5 protein-coding genes are annotated in these 25,644 nt (G+C 69.8%); all 5 read left to right on the top strand.

The annotated features are described in order from the left end of the window. The first annotated feature begins 45 nt into the window (after positions 1 to 45). Positions 46 to 5,382 carry a type I polyketide synthase gene (locus G6N23_RS09500; RefSeq protein ID WP_095173888.1) on the top strand — a complete coding sequence of 1,779 codons (5,337 nt, stop codon included), beginning with the start codon at positions 46 to 48 and terminating at the stop codon, positions 5,380 to 5,382. Between the two features lie 19 nt (positions 5,383 to 5,401). Beyond that, on the top strand, positions 5,402 to 10,156 hold the full coding sequence (locus tag G6N23_RS09505) for a type I polyketide synthase (protein ID WP_163769696.1): 4,755 nt from the start codon (positions 5,402 to 5,404) through the stop codon (positions 10,154 to 10,156). A 95-nt stretch (positions 10,157 to 10,251) separates the two neighbouring features. Further along, the gene (locus G6N23_RS09510; protein ID WP_407938366.1) at positions 10,252 to 15,678 is read left to right on the top strand and encodes a type I polyketide synthase; all 5,427 of its coding nucleotides are present in this window, start codon (positions 10,252 to 10,254) and stop codon (positions 15,676 to 15,678) included. After that, positions 15,678 to 21,242 (top strand): type I polyketide synthase, encoded by a 5,565-nt coding sequence (locus tag G6N23_RS09515; protein WP_085259234.1) that lies wholly within the window; start codon positions 15,678 to 15,680, stop codon positions 21,240 to 21,242. Before G6N23_RS09510 ends, G6N23_RS09515 begins: the two co-directional genes overlap by 1 nt. 44 nt (positions 21,243 to 21,286) lie before the next feature. Beyond that, on the top strand, positions 21,287 to 25,636 hold the full coding sequence (locus tag G6N23_RS09525; protein ID WP_234808485.1) for a type I polyketide synthase: 4,350 nt from the start codon (positions 21,287 to 21,289) through the stop codon (positions 25,634 to 25,636). Positions 25,637 to 25,644: the final 8 nt, after the last annotated feature.

Genomic DNA, 25,644 nt, shown 5'->3' on the forward strand with positions numbered 1-25,644 from the left:
TGACGAGCTGCTCGCGCGGCTTTCGGGGAGGTTGAGTTGAGCGAGATGAATGGTGTACCGGCCGGGGGGCCGGACCGCCGGGCGATTGTTGCTGAGGCGCTGCGCAAGATTGATGATTTGACGGCGCGGTTGGCGGTGGCTGAGGCCGGTGATGCTGAGCCGATCGCGGTGGTGGGTTTGGGTTGTCGGTTGCCTGGTGGGGTGGATGATCCGGCCGGTTTTTGGCGGTTGTTGTGTGCTGAGGGTTCGGGGATTGTTCGGGTTCCGGCGGATCGTTGGGATGCGGATGCGTTTTATTCGTCGGATCATTCTGTGCCGGGGACGATTTGTTCTCGTGAGGGTGGGTTTTTGTCGTCGTGGCAGCCTGCTGAGTTTGATGCGGAGTTTTTTGGTATTTCGCCGCGTGAGGCCGATGCGATGGATCCTCAGCAGCGGTTGTTGATGGAGGTGGCCTGGGAGGCGTTGGAGCATGCCGGGATCACCAAGGAGGCGATTCGGGGTACGCAGACCGGCGTTTTCGTCGGCATGACCACCAACGACTACGCCCTCGATATCGTCAGCAATATCCGTCCCGCAGAAATCGATCCCTACGTCCCGTTCGGTAACGCCGCCAATTTCGCGGCCGGTCGGTTGTCGTATTTCTTGGGTGTGCATGGTCCGGCGGTGATGTTGGATACGGCGTGTTCGTCGTCGTTGGTGACGATTCATTTGGCGTGTGCGAGTTTGCGGCGTCGGGAGTCCGATCAGGCGTTGGCGGCCGGGGTGAACCTGATGTTGACGCCGCAGAACAGTGTGGCGACGTCGCGGTGGGGGATGTTGGCGCCGGATGGCCAGTGCAAGACCTTTGATGCCGGTGCTGATGGGTATGTGCGCAGCGAGGGTGCTGGGGTGGTGGTGCTCAAGCGGCTTTCGGATGCGCAGCGTGATGGTGATCGGGTTTTGGCGGTGGTGCGGGGTTCGGCGGTGAATCAGGATGGGCCGTCGAGTGGTCAGACGGTGCCGTCGGGTCCGGCGCAGCAGAAGGTGGTGCGGGCGGCGTTGGCGGCGGCGCGGTTGGAGCCGGGCGATATCGATTATGTCGAGGCGCATGGCACTGGTACGGCGTTGGGTGATCCGATCGAGTTGGATGCGCTGTCGGCGGTGTTCGGGGAGCGGGGTTCGTCGGCGCCGTTGGTGCTGGGGTCGGTGAAGACGAATTTGGGGCATCTTGAATCTGCTTCTGGTGTGGCGGGTTTCATCAAGACGGTGTTGGCGGTGCAGCAGGGTTTCATTCCGCGGCATTTGAATTTTTCGGAGTTGACGCCCAATGCCGGTGTGGGGGCGTCGAAGTTTCAGATTGCGGCGCAGGCGATGGCGTGGCCGGCGGTGTCGCGTCCGCGTCGGGCGGGGGTGTCCTCGTTCGGGGTGTCGGGCACTAATGCCCATGTGGTGATCGAGCAGGCTCCGGTCGGTGAGCCGGTCGAGTCGGTCGGGCCTGTTGCGGTTCCGGTGGTGCAGACGTTGGTGGTGTCGGGTAAGTCGCCGGCGCGCATCGCAGCTACTGCCGGGGTGCTGGCGCAGTGGATGGCCGGTGACGGCGCCGAGGTGCCGCTGGCCGACATCGCCCACACGCTCAACCATCACCGCACCCGTCACCAGAAATTCGCCACCGTGGCCGCCCGGGACCGGGAACAGGCCATCACCGGACTGGCGGCCTTGGCTGCCGGCGAATCCGCGCCCGGATTGGTCGGGCCCGCCACGACGCTGCCCGGACCCGGAACGGTGTTCGTGTTCTCCGGTCAGGGTTCGCATTGGGTGGGGATGGGTCGTCGGTTGTTGGCTGATGAGCCGGTGTTTGCTGCGGCGGTTGATGAGTTGGAGCCGGTGTTTGTCGCGCAGGTGGGTTTTTCGCTGCGGGAGGTGATTGCCCAGGGTGTCGAGATCTCCGGTGATGCGCAGGTGCAGCCGGTGATCATGGGGTTGCAGTTGGCGTTGGCGGAGTTGTGGCGTTCGTATGGGGTGGTTCCGGATGCGGTGGTCGGGCATTCGATGGGGGAGGTCTCGGCGGCGGTGGTGGCCGGGGCGTTGACCCCGGAGCAGGGTTTGCGGGTGATTGCGGTGCGGTCGCGGTTGATGTCGCGGCAGGCCGGTCAGGGTGCGGTGGCGTTGTTGGAGTTGGATGCCGGCGCGGTGCAGGAGTTGTTGGCGCAGTATCCGCAGGTGGCGGTGGCGGGGTATTTGTCGCCGCGGCAGACGGTGGTGGCTGGGTCGCCGGCTGATGTGGATGCGGTGATTGCGGCCGTGTCGGCTCGGGAGCGGTTTGCGCGGCGGGTCAATATGGAGGTGGCTTCTCATACCGCGTTCATGGATCCGATTCTGGCGGAGTTGCGGGCGGAGTTGGCTGATCTGGTTCCCTCGCCCGGGCAGATCCCGTTCTTTTCCACGGTGGTCGATCCCGCCGGGCCCACGCCGGTGCTGGACGCCGATTACTGGGCCGACAATGTGCGCCAACCCGCCCGGGTCAGCGAGGCGATCGTCGCCGCGGGGGAGAAGTACGGCACCTTCATCGAAGTCAGCCCGCACCCGATCCTGACCCACACCATCGACGAGAACCTGGAGACGGTTCCGCACCGCAGTGTCGCCACATTGGTGCGCGACGGCGACGACACCGTCGGTTTCCATCAGCATCTCAACAGCGCCCACCCGGTGAGCCCTCGGGAGCTGCCGCACCCGGCTGAGCCGCACCCGCTACTGCCCACCACGCCGTGGCGGCACACCCACCACTGGCTGGAGACCGAAAGCTCCGTCACCGCAGCCGAATCCGCACCGCGGCCCGGCGTACTGCTGGGCACGCACATCAAGATCGGCAGCACGCCGACGGTCCACCTGTGGCAGGCGCGGCTGGCTCCGGAAGCCAAGCCCTACCCGGGTGATCACCGCAATAACGGGGTCGAGCTGGTGCCGGCATCGGTACTGCTGCAAACGCTTTCCGACGCCGCGGCCGAGGTGAGCGGGCAACCGGTCGTCAGCGACATCCGCTTCGAGCATCCGATCATCGTCGACCGGCCGCGGACCATCCAGGTCGTAGCCGACGCCGACTCGGTCGTCGTGTTGTCGAAGGCGGTGTCAGCAAAGACGGCGACCGACGACGGGGACGGGCGCTGGATAAAACACCTCAGCGCGCGCATCGCGCCACGCGGCGAGTCCGTCCCGGACGCCACCGATGTGATGCACAAAAACGGCCACGCCGGAACGCAATTCGATGACGAAGCAGTAACGTCGCTGTGGCTGACCTGGGGCAGCGAAGGCCGCCCCTTCGACTGGTCGATCAGCTCCGGGCGGTCGACGCCGGTGGAGTTGCGGGCCGACATCGAAGCAGCGGTGGGGACGGTGGGGCTGCTCGACGCCGCACTGCACGTCGCGCGGCTGGTCGATGAATCCAATCCGGAGCTGATGGTGCCCGCTGCGGTCGACAACGTGCGCTTCGGGGAACCGTCCGCCGACGGCCGGGCCGGCGTCACCGTGCAGCGGCGCCAGGGCGGCGAGGGAGAACTCGTCGTCGACATCGTCGTGGCCACCCCCGACGGCCGGCGCTGCGTCGACATCCGCGGGCTGCGCTACACCGCGCTGGACGCCGCGACCCAGGCCCAGGACCCCAGCTCGATCGCGCACGCGATCGAATGGCAGCCCTGGGACGCGGCTCCGCAGACACCGGACCTGCCCGGCACGCTGGCCGTGGTCGGCGAAGGTGCCGCGGCCGAGGCCCTGCGGGGCGGACTGACCGGGGCCGGTCACCGCACGGCCGGCGTCACCGAGGCCCAGTCCGTCGTCTACGTCGCCGACTCCCGGGCCGGCGAGACCGACCTGGACTGCGCGTCGCGGCTGGTCGGCGAGGTGTCCGACCTGGTGGCACGGCTGGCCGAGCGGGAAGCCCATCCGCCCGCGCTGTGGATCATCACCCACGGCGTCCACGAGGCCCTCTCCGACGCCGCGGTGCGCCAAAGCTGCCTGTGGGGTCTGGCCGGGGTGATCCGCGCCGAGCAACCGCAGCTCTGCGGTGGCCTGGTGGATCTGCCCGAAGACCCCGCCGGCATCGCCGATTGCATCGCGACACTGTCGACGGTGCTGCGTACTCCGGCGAAATCCATCCTGGTGCTGCGCGACCGCCAGTTCCTGGCGCCGACGTTCACCCCGGTCTCCGGTCCGCCCCAACGCGAGCCGATGGTATGCCAACCCGACGGCGCCTACCTGATCACCGGCGGGATGGGTGCACTCGGCCTGCTGATGGCCGGGTGGCTGGCCGACCGCGGCGCCCGCCGGCTGGTGCTGGCCGGGCGCAGCGCTCTGCCGCCCCGGCGCGACTGGGACGCCGACCGCCTCGATGCCGACGTCCGCCACAAGATCGCCGGCATCCGGGCGCTGGAGCGCCGCGGAGTCACCGTCGACGTGGCCGCCCTCGACATCGGTTCCCGAGACGGCGTGATCGACCTGCTGGCCCGCCGTGACGCGGCGGGAGCACCGCCGATCCGCGGCATCATCCACGCCGCCGGCGTCACCGAAGGCCAGCTGTTGACCGAGGTCGACGAGGACAGGCTCCGCGACACCATGTGGCCCAAGGTCGCCGGTGCGCAGGTGCTGCACGAACTGTTCCCGCCGGCAAGTGTGGACTTCTTCTTCATGACCGCCGCGGCGGGTGCGGTGTTCGGGGTGCCCGGCCAGGGCGCCTACGCCAGCGCGAACGCCTACCTGGACGGTCTGGCCCGCGCGCGCCACCAGCGGGGCTGCCACAGCGTCAGCCTGGACTGGGTGGCCTGGAAGGGCCTCGGCTTCGGCGCCGAGGCGCACGTCGTGCTGCACGAGCTGGAGCGGATGGGTTCCCGGCCGATCTCCCCGGCCGAAGCCTTCGCCGCCTGGGACCACGTCGAGCACTACGACGTCGCCCAGGCCGTCATGGTGCCGCTGCCCAGAGAAGGAAAGCCCGGGGAGTCCGCTGCCGACGGCGGTGCACCGACCCGCGACTGGGCGCAGCTGCCCGCCGATGAGATACTCAGCGAGCTGGAAATCGGGTTGCGCAGCATTCTGGCCCGCGAGCTTCGCATGTCGGAGGCCGAACTACAGCTGGACCGGCCGTTCGCCGAGCTCGGCCTCAATTCGGTGATGGCGATGGCGGTCCGGCGCGAAATCGAACAACTGGTCGGCCTGGAGCTGTCGGCGACGATGCTGTGGAACCACCCGACCACTGCGGCGCTGGCGGCACACCTGACCGGCAAGCTGCTGCCGCAGGAGGATTCCGGCCACGACCCGGCGGCCGCCAACGGCGAGCTGCCCGAGTCGGCCGACAGTGTGTTGAATGAGCTGTTCGACAGCGTGGAATCGGCTCCGGCCGGATGGGACGGGATCTAGTGGGAATTGAGTTCCCCGCATGACCGCAGCATTTGACGAAGAATCACTGCGCCACTGGCTGGCCGACTACCTGGTCACCAATATCGGCTGCAGCCCCGACGAGATCGACTTCAACTCGTCGCTGAACGACCTGGGCGTCGGATCCCGCGACGCCGTGGTGCTCTGCGGTGAGCTGTCCGAACTGCTCGGCCGCAAAGTCTCGCCGGTTGAACTCTGGCAGCACCCGTCGGTCACCGAGCTGGCGAAGTTCCTCATCGAGCCGGACTCCGCCGACGAGGAGTCGGCGCCCGAGCCCGGCCGGTTCGGCACCGACGAGCCCATCGCGGTGATCGGTCTGGGTTGCCGGTTCCCCGGCGACATCACCTCGCCGGAAGCGCTGTGGCAGTTCCTGATCGACGGTGGCAACGCGGTCACCGAGGTGCCGGCCGACCGCTGGGCGCCGTTCGACGACGGGTCGCCCGAGATCACCACCGCGATCGCCCGCACCACCCGTTGGGGTTCGTTCCTGAGCGACATCGCCGCCTTCGACGCGGAGTTCTTCGAGATCTCCAGCCGCGAGGCCGTCAAGATGGACCCCCAGCAGCGGCTGCTGCTGGAAGTGGCGTGGGAAGCCTTGGAGCACGCCGGAATCCCGGCGACCTCCTTGCGGCGGTCGCAGACCGGCGTGTACGTCGGGGCCAGCATCACCGAGTACGGCTGCCACGCATCCGCCGACCTGAACGGTGTGGACGCCTGGAGCAACGCCGGTGGCGCACTGAGCATCATCGCCAACCGGCTGTCGTACTTCCTGGACCTGCGGGGCCCCTCGGTGACGGTGGACACCGCGTGCTCGTCGTCGCTGGTCGCGCTGCACCTGGCGTGCCGGAGCCTGCGGACCGGGGAGTGCGAGACCGCCATCGCCGGCGGGGTCAACCTGCTGATGTCCCCGGCGGTGTTCCGCGGTTTCGACCAGAGCGGCGCGCTGTCGGCGACCGGCGCGTGCCACGCGTTCGACGCCGAGGCCGACGGATTCGTCCGTGGCGAGGGCTGCGGTGCCGTGGTGCTCAAGCGCCTGTCGGACGCCCGGCGCGACGGCGACCGGGTGCTGGCGGTGGTCCGCGGGTCGGCGATCAACCAGGACGGGCACTCCAATGGCCTGCTGGCGCCCAATCCGGCCGCCCAGATGGCGGTGCTGCGCTCGGCCTACGCCGACGCCGGGATCGCGCCACAGGAAGTCGACTACGTCGAAACCCACGGAACCGGCACCCTGCTCGGTGACCCGATCGAGGCCCGGGCGCTGGGCACCGTACTGGGGCGTGGACGCCCCGCGGAGGCGCCGCTGCTGCTCGGTGCCGCCAAGTCGAACCTGGGCCACCTCGAGGCGGCCGCCGGCATGGTCGGCTTCATCAAATCGGTGCTGGCCGTGCAGCGCGGGCAGATCCCGCGCAACCTGCACTTCAACACCCCGAACCCACACATCGCCTTCGACCAGATGCGGTTGAAGGTCGTTGCCGAACAACAGGACTGGCCGTCCACCGACCACCCGCGGCGGGCCGGGATCTCCTCGTTCGGCTTCGGCGGCACCAACGCGCACGTGGTGATCGAACAGGCGCCACCAGCCAAAATCGCTGTGCGCGAGGCAGATCCAGCGGTCACGACGCTGGTGGTCTCCGGGCGGACCCCGGAACGGATCGCGGCGACCGCCGGCGAACTGGCCGCCTGGCTGGACGGGGCCGGCGCCGAGGTGGACCTGCCCGACATCGCACACACCCTCAACCACCACCGTGCCCGGCAGGCCCAGTTCGCCACCGTATGCGCCCGGGACCGCGGCGAGGCCGTACGCGGCCTGCAGGCACTGGCCGCCGGTACCTCGGCCGACGGCGTCGTCGGTCCACACGACGGGCCGTGCGGGCCCGGCACCGTGTTCGTGTATTCCGGACAGGGCTCGCACTGGGCCGGAATGGGCCGGCAACTGCTCACCGACGAACCGGCGTTCGCCCGGGCACTGGCAGTGCTGGAACCGGTCTTCGTCGAACACGTCGGGTTCTCGTTGTGGCAGGTGATCTCCAGCGGTGAACCGATCAGTGGCGACGCGCAGGTGCAGCCGGTCCTGATGGGACTGCAGCTGGCCCTGACCGAGCTGTGGCGTTCCTACGGCGTGCACCCCGACGCCGTCATCGGTCACTCCATGGGTGAGGTGACCGCGGCGGTCGTGGCCGGCGCACTGAGCCCGGCCGCCGGATTCCGGGTGATCGCGGCGCGCTCCCGGCTGATGTCGCAACAAGCCGGACAGGGCGCGGTGGCGTTGCTGAACCTGGACAGCGAGACCACCGACGCGCTGTTGGCCGGCTTCCCGGACGTCAGCGTGGCGGGTTACCTGTCGCCCAAGCAGACCGTGGTGGCCGGACCGGTGGCGCCGGTCGACGCGGTGATCGCCGCGGTCAGCGCCCAGAACAAGTTCGCCCGGCGGGTCAACATGGAAGTGGCCTCGCACACCGCGCTGATGGACCCGATCCTGCCCGACCTGCGGGCGGCGCTGGCGGACCTGACGCCCGAGGTGGCCACCATCCCGTTCTTCTCCACCGTGACCGAGAGCGCCATGCCGGCCGGTGGCATGCCGCTGCTGGACGCCGAGTACTGGGTGAACAACGTGCGGCAGCCCGCGCTGCTGACCCAGGCCGTCACCGCCGCCGCCGCCGAACACACCACCTTCGTCGAGGTCAGTGCGCACCCGATCCTGACCCACGCGATCGCCGACACCTGCGAGGCACTGGCCGGCCACCACCACAGCGTGGGAACCCTGGTGCGCAACGCCGACGACGCGATCAGCTTCCACACCAGCCTCAACCGCACCCACACCGCCCAGCCGCCGCAGACCCCGCACCCGCCGGAACCGCATCCGGTGCTGCCGGCCACGCCGTGGCAGCACAGCCGCTACTGGATCGACACCGTCGCCATCCGCAGCGCCGCCGGGCAGGTGGCCTCCGGCGCTGAGCGGGCCACCGGCAGCCCCGGTGCGGTGCCCACCGACTGGTGGTGCGAACTGACCTGGCCGGAGGCAGCCGCCGTGGCGGCCGCTGACAACGCCGGCGACCCGAGATGGCTGGTGATCGGCGACGACGAGCTGGGCGCCGAACTCGGCGCCGTGACCACCCTGGACGCCTCGGCGCTGGCCGCCGACGCCGACCCGGCAGCACTGTCGGCGGCACTGACCGGGGCCACCCATGTGCTGTATGCGCCGGCCGTCTCCGCGGACCTCTCCGCGGCACCGGCCTACGACACCTTCAACGCCGGGCGGCGGCTGGCGGCGGGCCTGCTGGACCGGCCGGAGTCGCCGACGCTATTTCTGCTCACGCGCAACGCCCAACCGGTCGGGGAGGGCGACCGGGCCCACCCCGCGCATGCCGTGCTGTGGGGCCTGGGCCGCACCCTGGCCCTGGAACACCCCGAGATCTGGGGCCGGGTCGTCGACGTCGACGAGTCCGTTCCGGCGTCGCTGGTCGCCGGGTACCTGCGCGCCGAGGCCGGCGCCGCCGACACCGAGGATCAGATCGTCTACCGCGCCGGTGTCCGCCGCGTCCCGCGGCTACGCAAGGGCCGTCCCACCGGGGCCGCCGCGCCGGTCGAATTCGACACGGACAGCTGCCATCTGGTGATCGGCGCCACCGGCAACATCGGACCGCAGCTGGTTCGGCAGCTGGCGGCCAGCGGGGCCAGGACCATCGTCGCCGTGTCGCGGCGCCCGGGCACACGCCTCGAGGAGTTGGCAGCCGAGCTGTCCCCGGCCGGGGTCACGCTGGTGACGGTGGCCGCCGATGCGGCCGACGAGACCGCCATGAGCGCACTGTTCGACCGGTTCGGCGTCGACCTGCCGCCACTGGCCGGTATCCACGTGGCCGCCTTCGCCGGCGGCCCGGTGACCCTGCGCGAGATGACCGACGCCGACGTCACCGCCATGTTCCGGCCGAAGCTCGACGTGGTCGCGGTGCTGCACAAGCTGTCGCTGCGGCACCCGGTGCGCCACTTCGTGCTGTTCTCATCGATCTCCGGGATCACCGGGTCGCGCTGGCTGGCGCACTACACCGCGACCACCACCTTCCTGGACGCCTTCGCCTACGCACGGCGCGCCGCCGGGCTGCCGGCCACCGCGATCAACTGGGGGTTGTGGAAGTCGTTGAACGACACCCAGTCCGACGTGGAACGTCAGGTGACGGTGGAGTCCGGCCTGGAGCCGATGAGCGACGACGTCGCGATCGGAGCGCTGCCGCTGGTGATCGGGGCGCAGAGCGCCGCGCGGCACACCGTGGTGGCGGCGGACTGGCCGCGGCTGGCCACCGCCTATCGCACCCGGGCGGCGCTGCACATCGTCGACGACCTGCTGGCCGTCGCCGAGCCCGCCGACGGATCGGCGCCGGTCACCACCGAATTCCGCCGCGCCCTGGCCGAAGCCGAACCGGAACAGCGCCTGGAGTTGCTGCGCGAGCACGTCACCACGCAGGTCGCCGCTGCCATGGGTCTGGCATCGCGCCACGCCCTGGACCCGACAGCCGGTTTCTTCGCTTCCGGCATGGATTCGCTGATGAGCGTGACCCTGCAGCGTGCCCTGTCAGACAGTCTCGGCGAAACCCTGCCGGCCGCAGTCGTCTTCGACTATCCGACCATCGAGGCGCTGACCGGATACCTGGCCACGATCCTGCCCGAGCTGGTGGAAGCCGCCGAACAGGACAGCACCGACGCCTATGACGACATGAGCGATGACGAGCTGCTCGCGCAGCTCTCGGAGAGGTTGAGTTGAGCGAGATAGGTTCCGCATCGGCAGGGAGGGCCGAGTCGGCCGGGGGGTCGGATCGTCGCTCGATTGTTGCTGAGGCGCTGCGCAAGATTGATGATTTGACGGCGCGGTTGGCGGTGGCTGAGGCCGGTGATACTGAGCCGATCGCGGTGGTGGGTTTGGGTTGTCGGTTGCCTGGTGGGGTGGATGATCCGGCCGGTTTTTGGCGGTTGTTGTGTGCTGAGGGTTCGGGGATTGTTCGGGTTCCGGCGGATCGTTGGGATGCGGATGCGTTTTATTCGTCGGATCATTCGGTGCCGGGGACGATTTGTTCTCGTGAGGGTGGGTTTTTGTCGTCGTGGCAGCCTGCTGAGTTTGATGCTGAGTTTTTTGGTATTTCGCCGCGTGAGGCCGATGCGATGGATCCTCAGCAGCGGTTGTTGATGGAGGTGGCCTGGGAGGCGTTGGAGCATGCCGGGATCACCAAGGAGGCGATTCGGGGTACGCAGACCGGCGTTTTCGTCGGCATGACCACCAACGACTACACCCTGGTGGCAACCGAGAAGCTCGGCCCACGTGACGTCGACCCCTACCTGTCGTTCGGCAACGGGCCGAATTTCGCGGCCGGTCGGTTGTCGTATTTCTTGGGTGTGCATGGTCCGGCGGTGATGTTGGATACGGCGTGTTCGTCGTCGTTGGTGACGATTCATTTGGCGTGTGCGAGTTTGCGGCGTCGGGAGTCCGATCAGGCGTTGGCGGCCGGGGTGAACCTGATCTTGACGCCGCAGAACAGTGTGGCGACGTCGCGGTGGGGAATGTTGGCGCCGGATGGCCAGTGCAAGACCTTCGACAAGGAGGCGGACGGTTACGTGCGCGGCGAGGGTGCTGGGGTGGTGGTGCTCAAGCGGCTTTCGGATGCGCAGCGTGATGGTGATCGGGTTTTGGCGGTGGTGCGGGGTTCGGCGGTGAATCAGGATGGGCCGTCGAGTGGTCAGACGGTGCCGTCGGGTCCGGCGCAGCAGAAGGTGGTGCGGGCGGCGTTGGCGGCGGCGCGGTTGGAGCCGGGCGATATCGATTATGTCGAGGCGCATGGCACTGGTACGGCGTTGGGTGATCCGATCGAGTTGGATGCGCTGTCGGCGGTGTTCGGGGAGCGGGGTTCGTCGGCGCCGTTGGTGCTGGGGTCGGTGAAGACGAATTTGGGGCATCTTGAATCTGCTTCTGGTGTGGCGGGTTTCATCAAGACGGTGTTGGCGGTGCAGCAGGGTTTCATTCCGCGGCATTTGAATTTTTCGGAGTTGACGCCCAATGCCGGTGTGGGGGCGTCGAAGTTTCAGATTGCGGCGCAGGCGATGGCGTGGCCGGCGGTGTCGCGTCCGCGTCGGGCGGGGGTGTCCTCGTTCGGGGTGTCGGGCACTAATGCCCATGTGGTGATCGAGCAGGCTCCGGTCGGTGAGCCGGTCGAGTCGGTCGGGCCTGTTGCGGTTCCGGTGGTGCAGACGTTGGTGGTGTCGGGTAAGTCGCCGGCGCGGATCGCGGCTACTGCCGGGGTGCTGGCGCAGTGGATGGCCGGTGACGGCGCCGAGGTGCCGCTGGCCGACATCGCCCACACCCTGCGCGAACACCGCAGCGGGTTCCGATACACCGCGGGCGTCTGCGCCCGCGACCGTGACACCGCCATCGCCGGCCTGACCGCGCTGGCCGCCGGCGAAAGTGCCGCCGGTGTCGCCGAACCGCGGATCCGACCCTCAGGCGCTCGACCGGTGTTCGTGTTCTCCGGTCAGGGTTCGCATTGGGTGGGGATGGGTCGTCGGTTGTTGGCTGATGAGCCGGTGTTTGCTGCGGCGGTTGATGAGTTGGAGCCGGTGTTTGTCGCGCAGGTGGGTTTTTCGCTGCGGGAGGTGATTGCCCAGGGTGTCGAGATCTCCGGTGATGCGCAGGTGCAGCCGGTGATCATGGGGTTGCAGTTGGCGTTGGCGGAGTTGTGGCGTTCGTATGGGGTGGTTCCGGATGCGGTGGTCGGGCATTCGATGGGGGAGGTCTCGGCGGCGGTGGTGGCCGGGGCGTTGACCCCGGAGCAGGGTTTGCGGGTGATTGCGGTGCGGTCGCGGTTGATGTCGCGGCAGGCCGGTCAGGGTGCGGTGGCGTTGTTGGAGTTGGATGCCGGCGCGGTGCAGGAGTTGTTGGCGCAGTATCCGCAGGTGGCGGTGGCGGGGTATTTGTCGCCGCGGCAGACGGTGGTGGCTGGGTCGCCGGCTGATGTGGATGCGGTGATTGCGGCCGTGTCGGCTCGGGAGCGGTTTGCGCGGCGGGTCAATATGGAGGTGGCTTCTCATACCGCGTTCATGGATCCGATTCTGGCGGAGTTGCGGGCGGAGTTGGCTGATCTGGTTCCCTCGCCCGGGCAGATCCCGTTCTTTTCCACGGTGGTCGATCCCGCCGGGCCCACGCCGGTGCTGGACGCCGATTACTGGGCCGACAACGTGCGCCAACCCGCATTGGTCAGCCAGGCCATCACCGCGGCGGCGCAGGACCACGGCACCTTCATCGAGATCAGTCCCCACCCGCTGTTGACGCACTCGATCATCGAGACCGTGGAGGCCGCCGCGGGCGAACCTGCGACGGTGGCGTCGACCCTGCGCAGGGGCGACGACGAAACCCTCAGCTTCCACCTGCAGCTCGTCGAACTGGGCCTGGGCGGCAACGGCATCAAGGCCGGGGGATTCGTCGAATTGCCCAGCACCCCTTGGCAACACGCCCACCACTGGATCTCCGGTCCGGGACGGACCGGCCAGGTACCTGATGTCCATCCGCTGCTCGGTGCGCACGTCGAGATGCTCACCGGCCGCGATCACATCTGGCAGACCGACCTGAGCACCGAACTGATGCCCGGGCTGGCCGGGCACCAGGTTCAGGGACAGGCCGTGCTGCCGGCGGCGGCCCTGATCGAGATGGCGTTGGCCGCGGGCAGCCAAGCGCTCGCCAAGCCCATCGAGTCGATCTCGGTGACCGGCCTGGAGATCGAGCAGCCGCTGGTGCTTGACGGCGCGATGCAGGTCACCACGCAACTCAGCGGCGGCGATGCCCAGACCCGGATCGAGATCCACGCCCGATCCGCCGGTGAAGCCTGGTCGCGGTATGCGCTCGCCGAGATCACCCCGACACCGCTACAGCAGGCGGTCGATGCGCCGTCGGGCCAGAGCGTGCTCACGCTGCCCGACGACCCCGTCGGTGGGGCCACCCATCCCGCATACCGCCTGCACCCGGTGCTGCTCGACGCCGCGCTGCGGCAACTGGCGGCAGCGGTGCCCGACGTGGACTCCGAAGACCTCGGTTATGCGCCGACGGCGGTGGCCGCGGTGCAGGTGTTCGCACCCGTGGGACGCCAGGTGCGATGCCACACCGAGCTGACCGGTCGCGATGACAAGGCGGCTGTGGGCCGGGTCGTGCTCACCGATGACGCCGGGGCGACACTCGCCGAACTCACCGGCATCGAACTGCGTCCGGTCGACCCGCGCTCGCTGCGGGTGCCGCTGGAGCAGAAGATTTTCACCACCGAGTGGATCGAATCCGAGGCGCCGGAATCCACCGGTGCGGCTGCCGGCAGCTGGCTGCTGCTCGCGGAGCCCGACGCGGCCGCCGACGGCGGGACCGAGAGCTTGGCGGCGGCATTCGCCGCACGGCTGGCCACCCCCGACCGCAGGGTCGTCACCGGCCCGTTCGCCGACCAACCGGCGCTGACCGACGCGATCGCGCAGGCCGCGGCCGATCCCGCGCACCCGCCGGCCGGCATCGTGGTGTTCCTCGGCCGGCGGAGCTTCGACGCGGCCGACCCGCAGGCGCTGGCCCGTGCCCGCGACCTCGTCTGGACGGCGTCGACGGCGGCCCGGGCAGCGGTCGAGGGTTGGGCCGGGGCCAAGGGCGCACGGCTGTGGCTGGTCAGCCGCGGCGGGCTGGCGGTCGCCGGTGGCGAACCCGGCGGTTCAGCGAACCTCGACGGAGGAGCGGTGAAGCTGGGACCGCCGCATGAGGCGGGCGACCCCGCCATCGGTGCGCTCAAGGGCGTGGTTCGCACCTGGCGGTTCCCCGGCGAACTGGCCCGGGTGCTCGCCGACGAACCCGACCTGGGCGCCACCCTGGTCGACCTGGATGCCGACGATGACGTCGACACCCTGGCCGACACGATGCTGGCCGAACTGGGGGCCCCGATCCGCGACGACGTCGTCGCCTATCGCCGGCGGCAGCGCCATACCGAACGCCTCACCCGGGCCACCCTCGACGGTGCCGGCGGGGCGCCCCCCGCTCCCGTGGCCACCGTCCGCCCCGACGGCTCGTATCTGCTTACCGGCGGCCTCGGCGGGCTGGGCACCGTGGTAGCACGCTGGCTGGCGGCCCGCGGCGCCGGGCGGATCGTCCTCAACGGCCGCAGCGAGCCCTCCGAACAACAGCGCGCCGTGCTCGACGAGTTGGCCGCACAGACCGAGGTGGCCTTCGTTGCCGGGGACATCAGTTCGCCGGGGGTGGCCCAGCGTCTGGTCGCCGCCGCCGAGGAGACCGGCCGGCCGCTGCGCGGCGTTGTACACGCCGCCGGTGTGCTCGGCGACGGGCTGGTGACCGCCGTGACTCCCGAGAGCCTGGAGAGCGTCTGGTCGGCCAAGGCCGCCGGCGCGGCGCAGCTGCACTGTGCGCTGCAGGAAGCCACCGGGGACCGCCGGCTGGACTGGTGGGTGGGGTTCTCCTCGATGGCCGCCCTGCTGGGCCTGCCCGGCCAGCTCGGCTATGCCACCTCCAACGCCTGGCTGGACGCCCTGATGGCGTGGCGGCGCGCGTCCGGGCTGCCCGGCACCGCCATCAACTGGGGCCAGTGGTCCGATGTGGGCCTCGGACGCTCGATGACATTGAGCGTTCTCGACCCGATCAGCCCCGACGAAGGCGTCGAGGCGCTGGACGCGGTGCTCGGTGCCGACTCGCTGGGGCCCCGGGTCGGGGTGGGACGGCTGCGCATCGACCGTGCGGTCGCCACCTCACCGGAGTTCCGAGACCTGACCTTCTTCGAGGACCTGGTCGGCGAAGCCGCGGTGCCTGGGGCTGCTGAGACGGGTGGGCAGGGAAGCGGCGGCACCGCGGACCCGTCGGCGGCGGGAGCCCCGGACTGGTCGCAGATCCCCGCCGACAAGCGGCGCGACGAGCTGGTGGTCCGGCTGCAGGCTATCCTTGCCCGCGAGCTCCGGACATCGGCGGCAGCGGTCGACGTGGACCAGCCGTTCCCGGAGATGGGCCTCGATTCGATGATCGCGATGACGGTTCTGAAAGAGACACAGCAGCTGGTAGGGGTGGATTTGTCGGCGTCGATGCTATGGAATCACCCCAGCATTTCAGCTTTGGCGACGCATCTGGTGGGATTGCTGGCATCCCGGTACGCCCCGCAGGACGACACAGTGCAATACGACGGTCATCTGACGTTCGACTCCTCCGGCGGTGTGCTGGACGAGTTGTTCGATCAGGTCGAGTCGGCATCGACCGGGAGCGAGAGCGGTAGTTTTTGATGACGACGATCTTCAACAGGATGTCGGCAATGGGTCCCGACAAGCGCGGGGCCCTGACCGAGCAGTTCGAGAAGGCGTCGCGGATCGCCGCCGCCGAGCCGATCGCGGTCGTCGGGATCGGCTGCCGGTTCCCCGGTGATGCTTCGGGCCCGGACGCCTACTGGGACCTGCTGGCGGGAGGCCGCGACGCCATCACCGAGATCCCCCCGGACCGGTGGGATGCCGACGAGTACTACGACCCGGACCCGCTGGCGCCGGGCCGGATGTCGTCGAAGTGGGGCGGGTTCATCTCGGATGTCGCCGGTTTCGACGCCGACTTCTTCGGGATCTCCCCGCGCGAAGCCGAGGCGATGGACCCGCAGCAACGGCTGATGCTGGAGGTGGCCTGGGAGGCGCTCGAGCACGCCGGGATGTCTCCGGAACGACTCTCCGGTATCCGCTCCGCGGTGATGATGGGTGTGTATTACACCGAGTACCAGGGAATTTCAGCCTCCAACCCGGATGCGATCGACGGCTACTCGGCCACCGGCAACGCCCACGCCGTCGCCGTCGGCCGAATCGCGTATCTGCTGGGCCTGCGCGGGCCGGCGATCGCGATGGACTCGGCGTGCTCGTCGTCGCTGGTCACCATCCACCTGGCCTGCCAGAGCCTGCGGATGCGCGAGAGTGACCTGGCCCTGGCCGGCGGGGTCAGCCTCATCCTGCGGCCGGAAACCCAGATCGCGATGGCCAAGTGGGGGATGCTCTCACCGCGCGGCCGGTGTCACACCTTCGACGCCGGGGCGGACGGGTTCGTCCGCGGCGAGGGCGCCGGGATCGTCGTGCTCAAGCGCCTCACCGACGCCATCCGCGACGGCGACCGGGTGGTGGCGGTGGTGCGGGGCTCTGCGGTCAACCAAGACGGCAGGTCCAACGGGCTCACCGCGCCGAATACCATCGCTCAAAGTGACGCGATCACCCGCGCACTGCGTAGCGCCGATGTCGCGGCAGGCTCGGTGAACCTGATCGAAACCCACGGCACCGGAACGGGTTTGGGCGACCCGATCGAATTCGAGGCACTCGCCGAGGTCTACGGGCGCGGCGCCGACCGCTGTGCGCTCGGGGCGGTCAAGACCAACATCGGCCACTTGGAGGCCGCCGCCGGAATCGCCGGGTTCATCAAGGCCGCGCTGTCGGTCCAGCGGGGGCAGATCCCGCCGAATCTGCACTTCTCCAAGTGGAATCCGGCGATCGACCCGTCCCCGACCCGGCTGTTCGTCCCCACCGAGATGACGCCCTGGCCGGCCGCCGAGGGCCCGCGCCGCGCCGCGGTGTCGTCGTTCGGGCTGGGCGGCACGAACGCGCACGTGGTGCTCGAGCAGGGACCGGATCCGGTGGCCGCGCCGGCTCCGGCGGACCCGGTGATAACCCTGGTCGTCTCGGGGAAGACCGAGCAGCGGGTGGCGGCCTGGGCCGCGACGCTGGCGGACTGGATGGCCGGCCCCGGCGCCGAGGTGCCACTGGCCGATATCGCCAGCACCCTCAACCACCACCGCAGCCGGTACGCCAAGGTCGCCACCGTCTGCGCTCGCGACACCGAGCAGGCGGTGGCCGGACTGCGGGCAGTCGCCGGCGGCTACCCGGCATCCGGGGTGGTCGGCACGCACACTGCGCGCAGCGGCCAGGCCGGTAAGGGCACGGTGTTCCTGTACTCGGGTCAGGGATCGCAGTGGGCCGGCATGGGCCGTCAACTGTTGACCGACGAGCCGGCATTCGCCGCCGCCGTCGACGAGCTGGAGCCGGACTTCGTCGCGCAGGTCGGGTTCTCACTGCGCGGGGTGCTGGAATCGGCTGAGCCGGTGGTCGGCATCGACCGCATCCAGCCGGTGCTGGTGGGCATGCAGCTGGCGCTGACGGCGCTGTGGCGCTCCCACGGCGTCGAGCCGGACGCGGTGATCGGACATTCGATGGGGGAGGTGGCCGCCGCCGTGGTGGCCGGTGCGCTGAGCCCGGCCGACGGCCTGAAGGTGATCGCCACCCGCTCGAAGCTGATGGCCAGGCTGTCCGGCCAGGGCGCGATGGCACTGCTGGAACTCGACGCCGAAGCAACCGAGAAACTCATCGCCGCGCACCCGGATATCACCGTGGCGGTGTACGCGGCCCCGCAGCAGACGGTGATCGCCGGCCCGCCGGACCAGGTCGATGCGGTGGTCGCGGTGGTCGACGCCCAGGGCAAGCTGGCCCGGCGCGTCGAGGTGGACGTGGCCTCGCATCACCCCACCGTGGACCCGATCCTGGGTGAGCTGCGGACCGCGCTCGCCGACGTGGCGCCGTCGGCCCCGAAGATCCCGCTGATCAGCACGGTCGGTCAAACCGGAAGCGACACACCGGCATTCGACGCCGACTACTGGGTGCACAACCTGCGCAATCCGGTGCGGTTCAGCCAAGCCGTCACCGCGGCCGCGGCCGGCCACGCCACCTTCATCGAAGTCAGCCCGCACCCGCTGCTGTCCCACGCGATCAACGGGAACCTGGAGTCGGCGCGGCCCGCCGGTGATCGCGTGGTGACCGGCACCCTGCTGCGCGATCAGCCCGAGGCACTGAGCTTCCACACCAGCCTGGCTACCGTCGCGCCGCCGTCGGCCGACGCACCACAACCCGACGGCGGGATCGGACGCGTCGACCTGCCGCTGCGCCCTTGGCAGCATGTGCGGTACTGGGCGGGCGCGAGCGCCGCGAACCGCCACTCGAGCGATGCGCATCCGCTGCTGGGCATCCACGTCGAGTTGCCGGCCGGTCACGGTCACGTCTGGCAGGCCGACGTGGGCACCGACATCGTCGGGTGGATGGCGCATCACAAGGTGCACGGCCAGGTCGTGATGCCGGCCACCGGCTTCGCCGAGATGGCGATGGCCGCGGCCGGCGAAGCCCTGGACCTGCCCCCGTCGGCGGTCGCGGTGGACCGGGTCGAGGTCGAGCAGATGCTGCGGGTCGACGACCGGACCGAGGTGACGACCAGACTGCTGCACGACGCTGACGGCTCCGACGAACTGCGGGTCGAGATCCATTCCCGTGCGCCCGGCGGTGCCTGGTCGCGCCACGCGGTCGCCCGGGTCGCGGCGACGCAGCCCACCACCGCGGGGCCGCGCGCGGCGGCGACACCGTCCGCGGGCGGCACCACGCTGTCACCGGCGGACCTGTACACGGCGTTGCGCCGCACCGGCCTGCAGCACGGGCCGGCATTCGCGGCGTTGACCCGGATCGTCCGCAAGCCCGGTGGCGCCTCGGAGGCCGAGATCGTGCTGCCCGACGAGGCAACCGCGCACCGCGGCTACCGGATTCACCCGGTCATGCTCGATGCGGCGTTGCAGTGCCTCGCCGCGGCGCTGCCCGATGAATCGTTGAGCGGGTCGGGTGCCGGGTCGGAGGAAGCCACCTACCTTCCGGTCTCGGTCGAGACCATCCGGGTGTTCGGCGATGTGGGCCGGCGGGCCCGCGGCTACGCGGAGCTGGTCAGCCACGATGACGGCGGCATCCTGGGACGGGTCACCCTGACCGACGAGACCGGGACGACCACCGCCGAACTCGGCGGGATCTACCTGCAGCGGGTGCAGCGCCGCACCGTGCCGTTGCCGCTGACCCAGAAGATCTTCGACACCGAATGGATCGACGTTCCCGCGTCCGCGCAGCCCTCGGCGACCACCGACGGCAGCTGGCTGGTGTTGACCGACGGACCCGAAAGCGAAACGCTCGCAGCCGATTTCGCGGCCCGGTTCGCCTCGGAGAGCCGACGGGTGATCACCGCGGACCTCCGCAGCGAACCCGCGGTGCGCGAGGCCTTCTCGCGGACCGCCGACGACCCGGACCGGCCCCCGGTCGGGGTGGTCGTCCTGCCCGCACGGGAGGCCTTCGACGGCTCGGAAACCTCGGATGCACCCGGCCGCGGTCGCGACCTGGCCTGGTCGGTGGTGTCGACGGTGCGCACCATCGTCGGCGGCTGGCACGGCACCGCGCCGCGGTTGTGGCTGGCCAGCCGCAACGGTCTGACCGTGGGTGACGGGGAGCCCGGCGGTTCAGCGAGGCTCGACGGAGGAGAGGCGAAGCTGGGAGCGCCGCATGAGCCCGGCGGTTCAGCGAGGCTCGACGGAGGAGAGGCGAAGCTGGGACAGCCGCTTGAACACGGCGATCCCTCCATCTGTGCCCTCAAGGGACTGGTGCGGGTGCTGGCCTACGAGCACCCGGACCTGCACACCGGGGTGGTCGACCTGGACGCCGGCAACGCCGACGCCGACCCGGTGGCGGCGCTGATCACCGAGCTGGGGCTGGCCGGCTCCGATGACGTGGTGGCCTGGCGCGGCGAGCACCGCTACGCCGAACGCCTCAAGCGGGCCACCCTGACCGCCACCGGAACCCCGAGCGTGCGACGCGACGGCGCCTACGTCCTGACCGGCGGGCTGGGCGGCATCGGCCTGGTGGTGGCGCGGTGGCTGATCGACAACGGCGCCGCCCGGATCGTGCTCAACAGCCGCTCGCAGCCCTCCGAGGCGCAGCGCGCGGTGCTAGACGAGCTCGGCGAGCGCGCCCAGGTCGCGGTGGTCTCCGGTGACCTCGCGGCGCCGGGTGTCGCCGAGAGCCTGGTCGCCTCCGCAGAAGAGACGGGCCTGGCCCTGCGCGGCGTCATCCACGGAGCCGCGGTCATCGACGACCAGATCGTGGTCGGCATCGATCGGGAGACCCTGGAGAAGGTGTGGGCGCCCAAGGCGACCGCCGCGCTGCGCCTGCATGTGGCGACCACCGGCAAGGACCTCGACTGGTGGGTCGGGTTCTCCTCGACCTCGTCGCTGCTCGGGGCGCCCGGCCAGGCGTCCTACGCCGCGGCCAGCGCCTGGCTGGACGGCCTGGTGGCGTGGCGGCGAGCCGCCGGTCTGCCGGCGATCACCATCAACTGGGGTCAGTGGTCCGGCGTCGGTGTCGCCCAGGATCTCAAGTTCAGCGCGCTGGACCCGATCGACCCGGTTGAGGGCATGGAGGCGCTGGAGGCCATCCTCGGCGGCGACCTCGCCCGGATCGGGGTGGCCCGGCTGCGGCTGGACCGGGTGGCCGCGGCCTTCCCGGAACTGCAGCAACTCGGGTATTTCGCGACGCTGGCCGAAGAACTCGACCTCGACAGCGAGGACGACGACTGGCCCGGCCCGGAAGGGCTACGCAAGCTCGATGCCGCCGAGGCGGCCCGGGTCGTCATCGCCCGGCTGGGCGGCCGGATCATGGCCATCATGGGCTACCCGAAGGACAGTGCGATAGACCCCGCACGCCCACTGACCGAGCTGGGCATGGATTCGCTGATGGCCGTACGCATCCGCAACACCGTCCGCGGCGACTTCGGGGTGGAGCCGCCGGTGGCGTTGCTGCTGCAGGGCGCCTCACTGACCGACCTGGCAGCCGATTTGAGCCGTCAACTCGGCCTCGCTGCGCCGGAAGGCGCGGACGGCGCCAACGATGGCGGCGATGTTCGGAGCCGGGCCCAGCAGCGTGCCGCGGCGCGGCAACGGGCGGCGTCGCGGCGAAAAGTAGGAGACCGAACGTGAGCACCGACAACGAATTGCCGCCCAACGCGATCGCGGTCGTGGGCATGGCCGGGCGGTTTCCCGGCGCCCGCACCCTGACGGCGTTCTGGGACAACCTGCGGAGCGGCACCGAATCCATCGTGACGCTGTCCGAAGACGAGCTGCGTGCCGCCGGCGTCAGCGACAAGGCGCTGGCCAACCACAACTACGTGCGACGAGCCGCGCTGCTGGACGGCATCGAGGAGTTCGACGCGGGCTTCTTCGGCTTCACCCCGCTGGCCGCACGCACCATGGACCCGCAGCACCGGCTGTTCCTGCAGACCGCCTGGCACGCTTTGGAAGACGCCGGCTACCAGCCCGACAAACTCGAGGGCTCGGTCGGCGTCTACGGCACCAGCACCACCAGCGGCTACCTGCTGCACAACCTGATGTCGCACTACGACCCGAACCTCATCATCGGGCAGGGTGTCAGCTTCGACATGGTCAACCTGTCGCTGCAGAACGACAAGGACTACCTGGCCACCCGGGTGGCCCACCAGCTCAACCTGCGCGGGCCGGCACTGTCGGTGCAGACGGCCTGCTCCTCGGCGCTGGTGGCGCTGCACCTGGCCTGCCAGAGCATTCTCAACGGCGAATGCGACATGGCGCTGGCCGGCGGCTCGTCACTGCGCGTCCCGCACCACGTCGGGTACTGGCACGAGCCGGGTTCGATGGTGTCGGCGACGGGGCACTGCCGGCCGTTCGACGTGCGGGCCGACGGCACGATCTTCGCCAGCGGTGTCGGCGTGGTGGTGCTCAAGTCGCTGGCCGACGCGGTCGATGACGGGGACCGCATCCACGCGGTGATCCGGGGCTCGGCGCTAAACAACGACGGCGCCACCAAGATGACCTACGCCGCGCCCACCGCCGCCGGGCAGGCCGACGTGATCGCCGAAGCGCACGCGGTCGCCGAGGTCGACGCCTCCACCATCAGCTACATCGAATCGCACGGCACCGGCACCCCGCTGGGCGACCCGATCGAAATCGAGGGCTTGCGACAGGCTTTCGCGGTCTCGGAGGGGGAGCGGACCGGCCCGTGCTTTATCGGCTCGGTCAAGTCCAACATCGGGCACCTGGAGTCGGCGGCCGGCATCGCCAGCCTGATCAAGACCATCCTGTGCCTCAAGCACCGGGCGATTCCCGGCACGCTGCACTACACCAGCCCGAACCCGGAACTTCATCTCGACGACGGGCCGTTCCGGATTCGCGGCGAGTACGGGCCCTGGGAATCCGACGGCATCCGCCGCGCCGGTGTCAGCTCCTTCGGGGTCGGCGGCACCAACGCGCACGTCATCTTGGAAGAGTGGGCCGAGGAGTCCACGCAGCCCGCACCCCGGCCCGGGCCCCAGGTACTGCTGCTGTCGGCGCGCACCGCCGAGGCGCTGCAACAGGGGCGGTCGGATCTGGCGGCCGAGCTGTCTGTCGGCGCCGACACCGACGCGGCGAACCTGACCGATGTGGCTTACACGCTGGCGCGCCGGCAGCCGGAGAACCTCCGGCTTGCCGCGGTTGTCGCCGACCGGGCCGACGCGGTCACCGTGCTCGGCGCCGAGGAGAGCGAGAACGTCTTCGTCGGCGAGGGATTGGATCTTGCCGCCAATGCAGCCGACACCGACCGGGTGGTGTTCCTGTTCCCGGGTCAGGGCGCGCAGCACATCGGGATGGCGCGCGGGCTCTATGACACCGAACCGGTCTTCGCCGAGTACTTCGATCGCTGCATCGCCGGATTCGACGCCGAGCTGGGCTACGACCTGCGTGCGGTGATCTTCGACGGCACCTCACGCGACCTCGAACGCACCGACCGCACCCAGCCCGCGCTGTTCACCGTGGAATACGCGCTGGCGAAGCTGATCGAGAGCTACGGGGTGCGTCCGGCGGCGCTGGTGGGTCACAGCATCGGCGAGTACGCCGCGGCCACCGTCGCCGGCGTCTTCGATCTCGACACCGCGATCAAAGTGGTGGCGATGCGGGCCCGGCTGATGCACGCCGCCCCGCGCGGCGTCATGGTGGCGGTTCCGCTGAGCCCCGACGCGGTCGGCACGTATCTGACCGGCGACGTCGACCTCGCCGCGGTCAACGATCCGGACGGCTGCGTGGTGGCCGGCAGCGAAGACGCCATCCGCGAGTTCTCCGAGGCCCTCAAGCAGGCCGGCATCAACGCGCGCCGGGTGCGTACCTCGCATGCGTTCCACTCCCGCCTGATGGAGTCGATGATTCCGGAGTTCACCGGATTCCTGTCCCGCCAGACACTGCGGGAGCCGCAGATTCCGCTGCTGTCGAACCTGACCGGCACTCAGATGGCGGCCAGTGAAGCCACCAACCCGGCGACCTGGGCGCGCAGTGTGCGGGCGACGGTGCGCTTCGCCGATGAGATCGACACGCTGCTGAACGAGCCGCACCGCGTGCTGGTGGAGGTCGGACCCGGGGCCACGCTGACCGCTTCGGCGGCCCGCCACCCGAAGTTCGCCGACGGGCACCGGACCGTCCGGCTGATGCGCCACCATGCCCAGAACCGCGACGACCGGGATGCCTTCCTGCTGGCGTTGGGCCAGCTCTGGGCCGCCGGCGTCGATGTGGACTGGTCGCCGTTGCGCGGTGACTACCAGCCCAGGCGCGTCACGGTTCCGGGTTATCCGTTTGAGCGTCAACGGCATTGGCTGGAGCACAACGCCGGCGCGACTTGGGTGTCGGGCGCCGCCTCGACCAACGGCGTCGCGGCGAGCGGCGCGGGCGGCACCGGCCCGGCGGCCGGTGGCGAGTCGATAGAGGCGACGCTGCAACGGATCTGGGCGATCTGCCTGGGGGTCGGCTCAGTGGACCGCAATGCCAACTTCTTCGACATCGGCGGGGACTCGCTGGTGGCGATCAGCGTCGCGATGGCCGCCTCCCACGAGGGGATGGACCTGACCCCGCAGGACCTCTACGACAACCCGACGGTGTCGGCGCTGGCCAAAGCACTGACCGCCCGCTACGCCGCAGGCGGGCTTGCCCGCCAGTCGCCCGGCGCCGTCGAGCACCCGCCCGTCCCGCCGAACATCACCTACTTCCTGGAGAACGGTGTCCGCGAGCACGGCCGCTGGCGCATCCCGCTGATCCTTCGACTGCTCCCCGAGGTCTCGGTCGATGACGTCCGGTCGGTGCTCACCGCGGTGGTCAATCACCACGACGCGCTCCGGCTACGCATCACCGAGCGGGCCGGCACCTGGGAACAGCACCTCGCCGAACCCGGCGACTTCGGTGAGATCAGCACGCACTCCCTGCCGGAGGGCCTCACCGCCGAGCACGACGCGGTGCGCACCATGCTGGCCGAACACATCGGCGAACAGGACCTGTCCTGCCCGCCGCTGACCGCCCTGTACATCCGGGGTTCGGCCGGAGACGTGTGCTATCTGGCGCTGAGCCTGCACGCAGCGGTCGGCGACGAGGCGTCCCGCGACATCCTGCTGACCGACATCTTCACCGCGTTCGGCCAGAAGCTGGCGGGCAACGACATCGAGCTGGCGCCGGTCGGCGTCGGATGGGCCGAATGGTCGCAGCGCAGCGCCGGGCTCGCTACTCACCCGGCGGTGTTGGAGAGTCGTGAATACTGGTTGCAGGCAACGAAAGCCGCGACTCTGCGGCTGGGTGCCGACGTCGCCGAACCTCCGGTGGCAGCAGACCTGTCCAAGCTCACGACCGCGCTGGCGGCAGCCGAGACCAGCGAGATCGACGACGCCCGGCGCCGGCTGCGGCTGCCGATCAACGAGATCCTGTTGGCCGGGTTGAGCCGGGCGCTGGCATCGGCCGTCGGTGAGGGCACCGTGGCGGTCGACATCGGGGGAGCGGGCCGCTCGGTGCTCAAACCCGACGTCGACCTGCGGCGCACCGTGGGATGGTTCACCACGATCTACCCGGTTGCGCTGAGCTGCTCCACCGACGGACAGGCAAGCGCGCGCCAGCTGCTCGACGACGTCCACGAAACGCTGGCCGGGGTACCGCATTACGGGATCGGCTACGGTCTGTTGCGCTACCTCTACGCGCCGACCGCGCGACTGTTCGGGTCGGTCGCACCCGCCGACATCCACTTCTCCTACGTCGGGGCGATCCCCGAGCTGCCGTCGGCCGGCGACGCCCCGGTGCAGTTCGACCCCGACGTCGCGATGCCGGTGCGCGAGGCCCTCCCGGGCCTCGGACACGCGCTGGAGTTGCGGGCCTACCGCACCGCCGGAGTGCTGCACCTGGACTGGTGGTATGACAGCCGCCGGATCGAGGAGTCCGTGGTGCGCTCGCTCGCCGACGGCTTCTCGACGGCGGTGATGGACCTGGTCCGCGAGGCCATCGCCGAGGATGATCTGGAGTCCACCGAAGACGAAATGACCCTGGTCGAGCTGTCCTAGTTAGGAGA

It is taken from the genome of Mycolicibacter terrae, assembly GCF_010727125.1.
GTDB lineage: Bacteria > Actinomycetota > Actinomycetes > Mycobacteriales > Mycobacteriaceae > Mycobacterium > Mycobacterium terrae.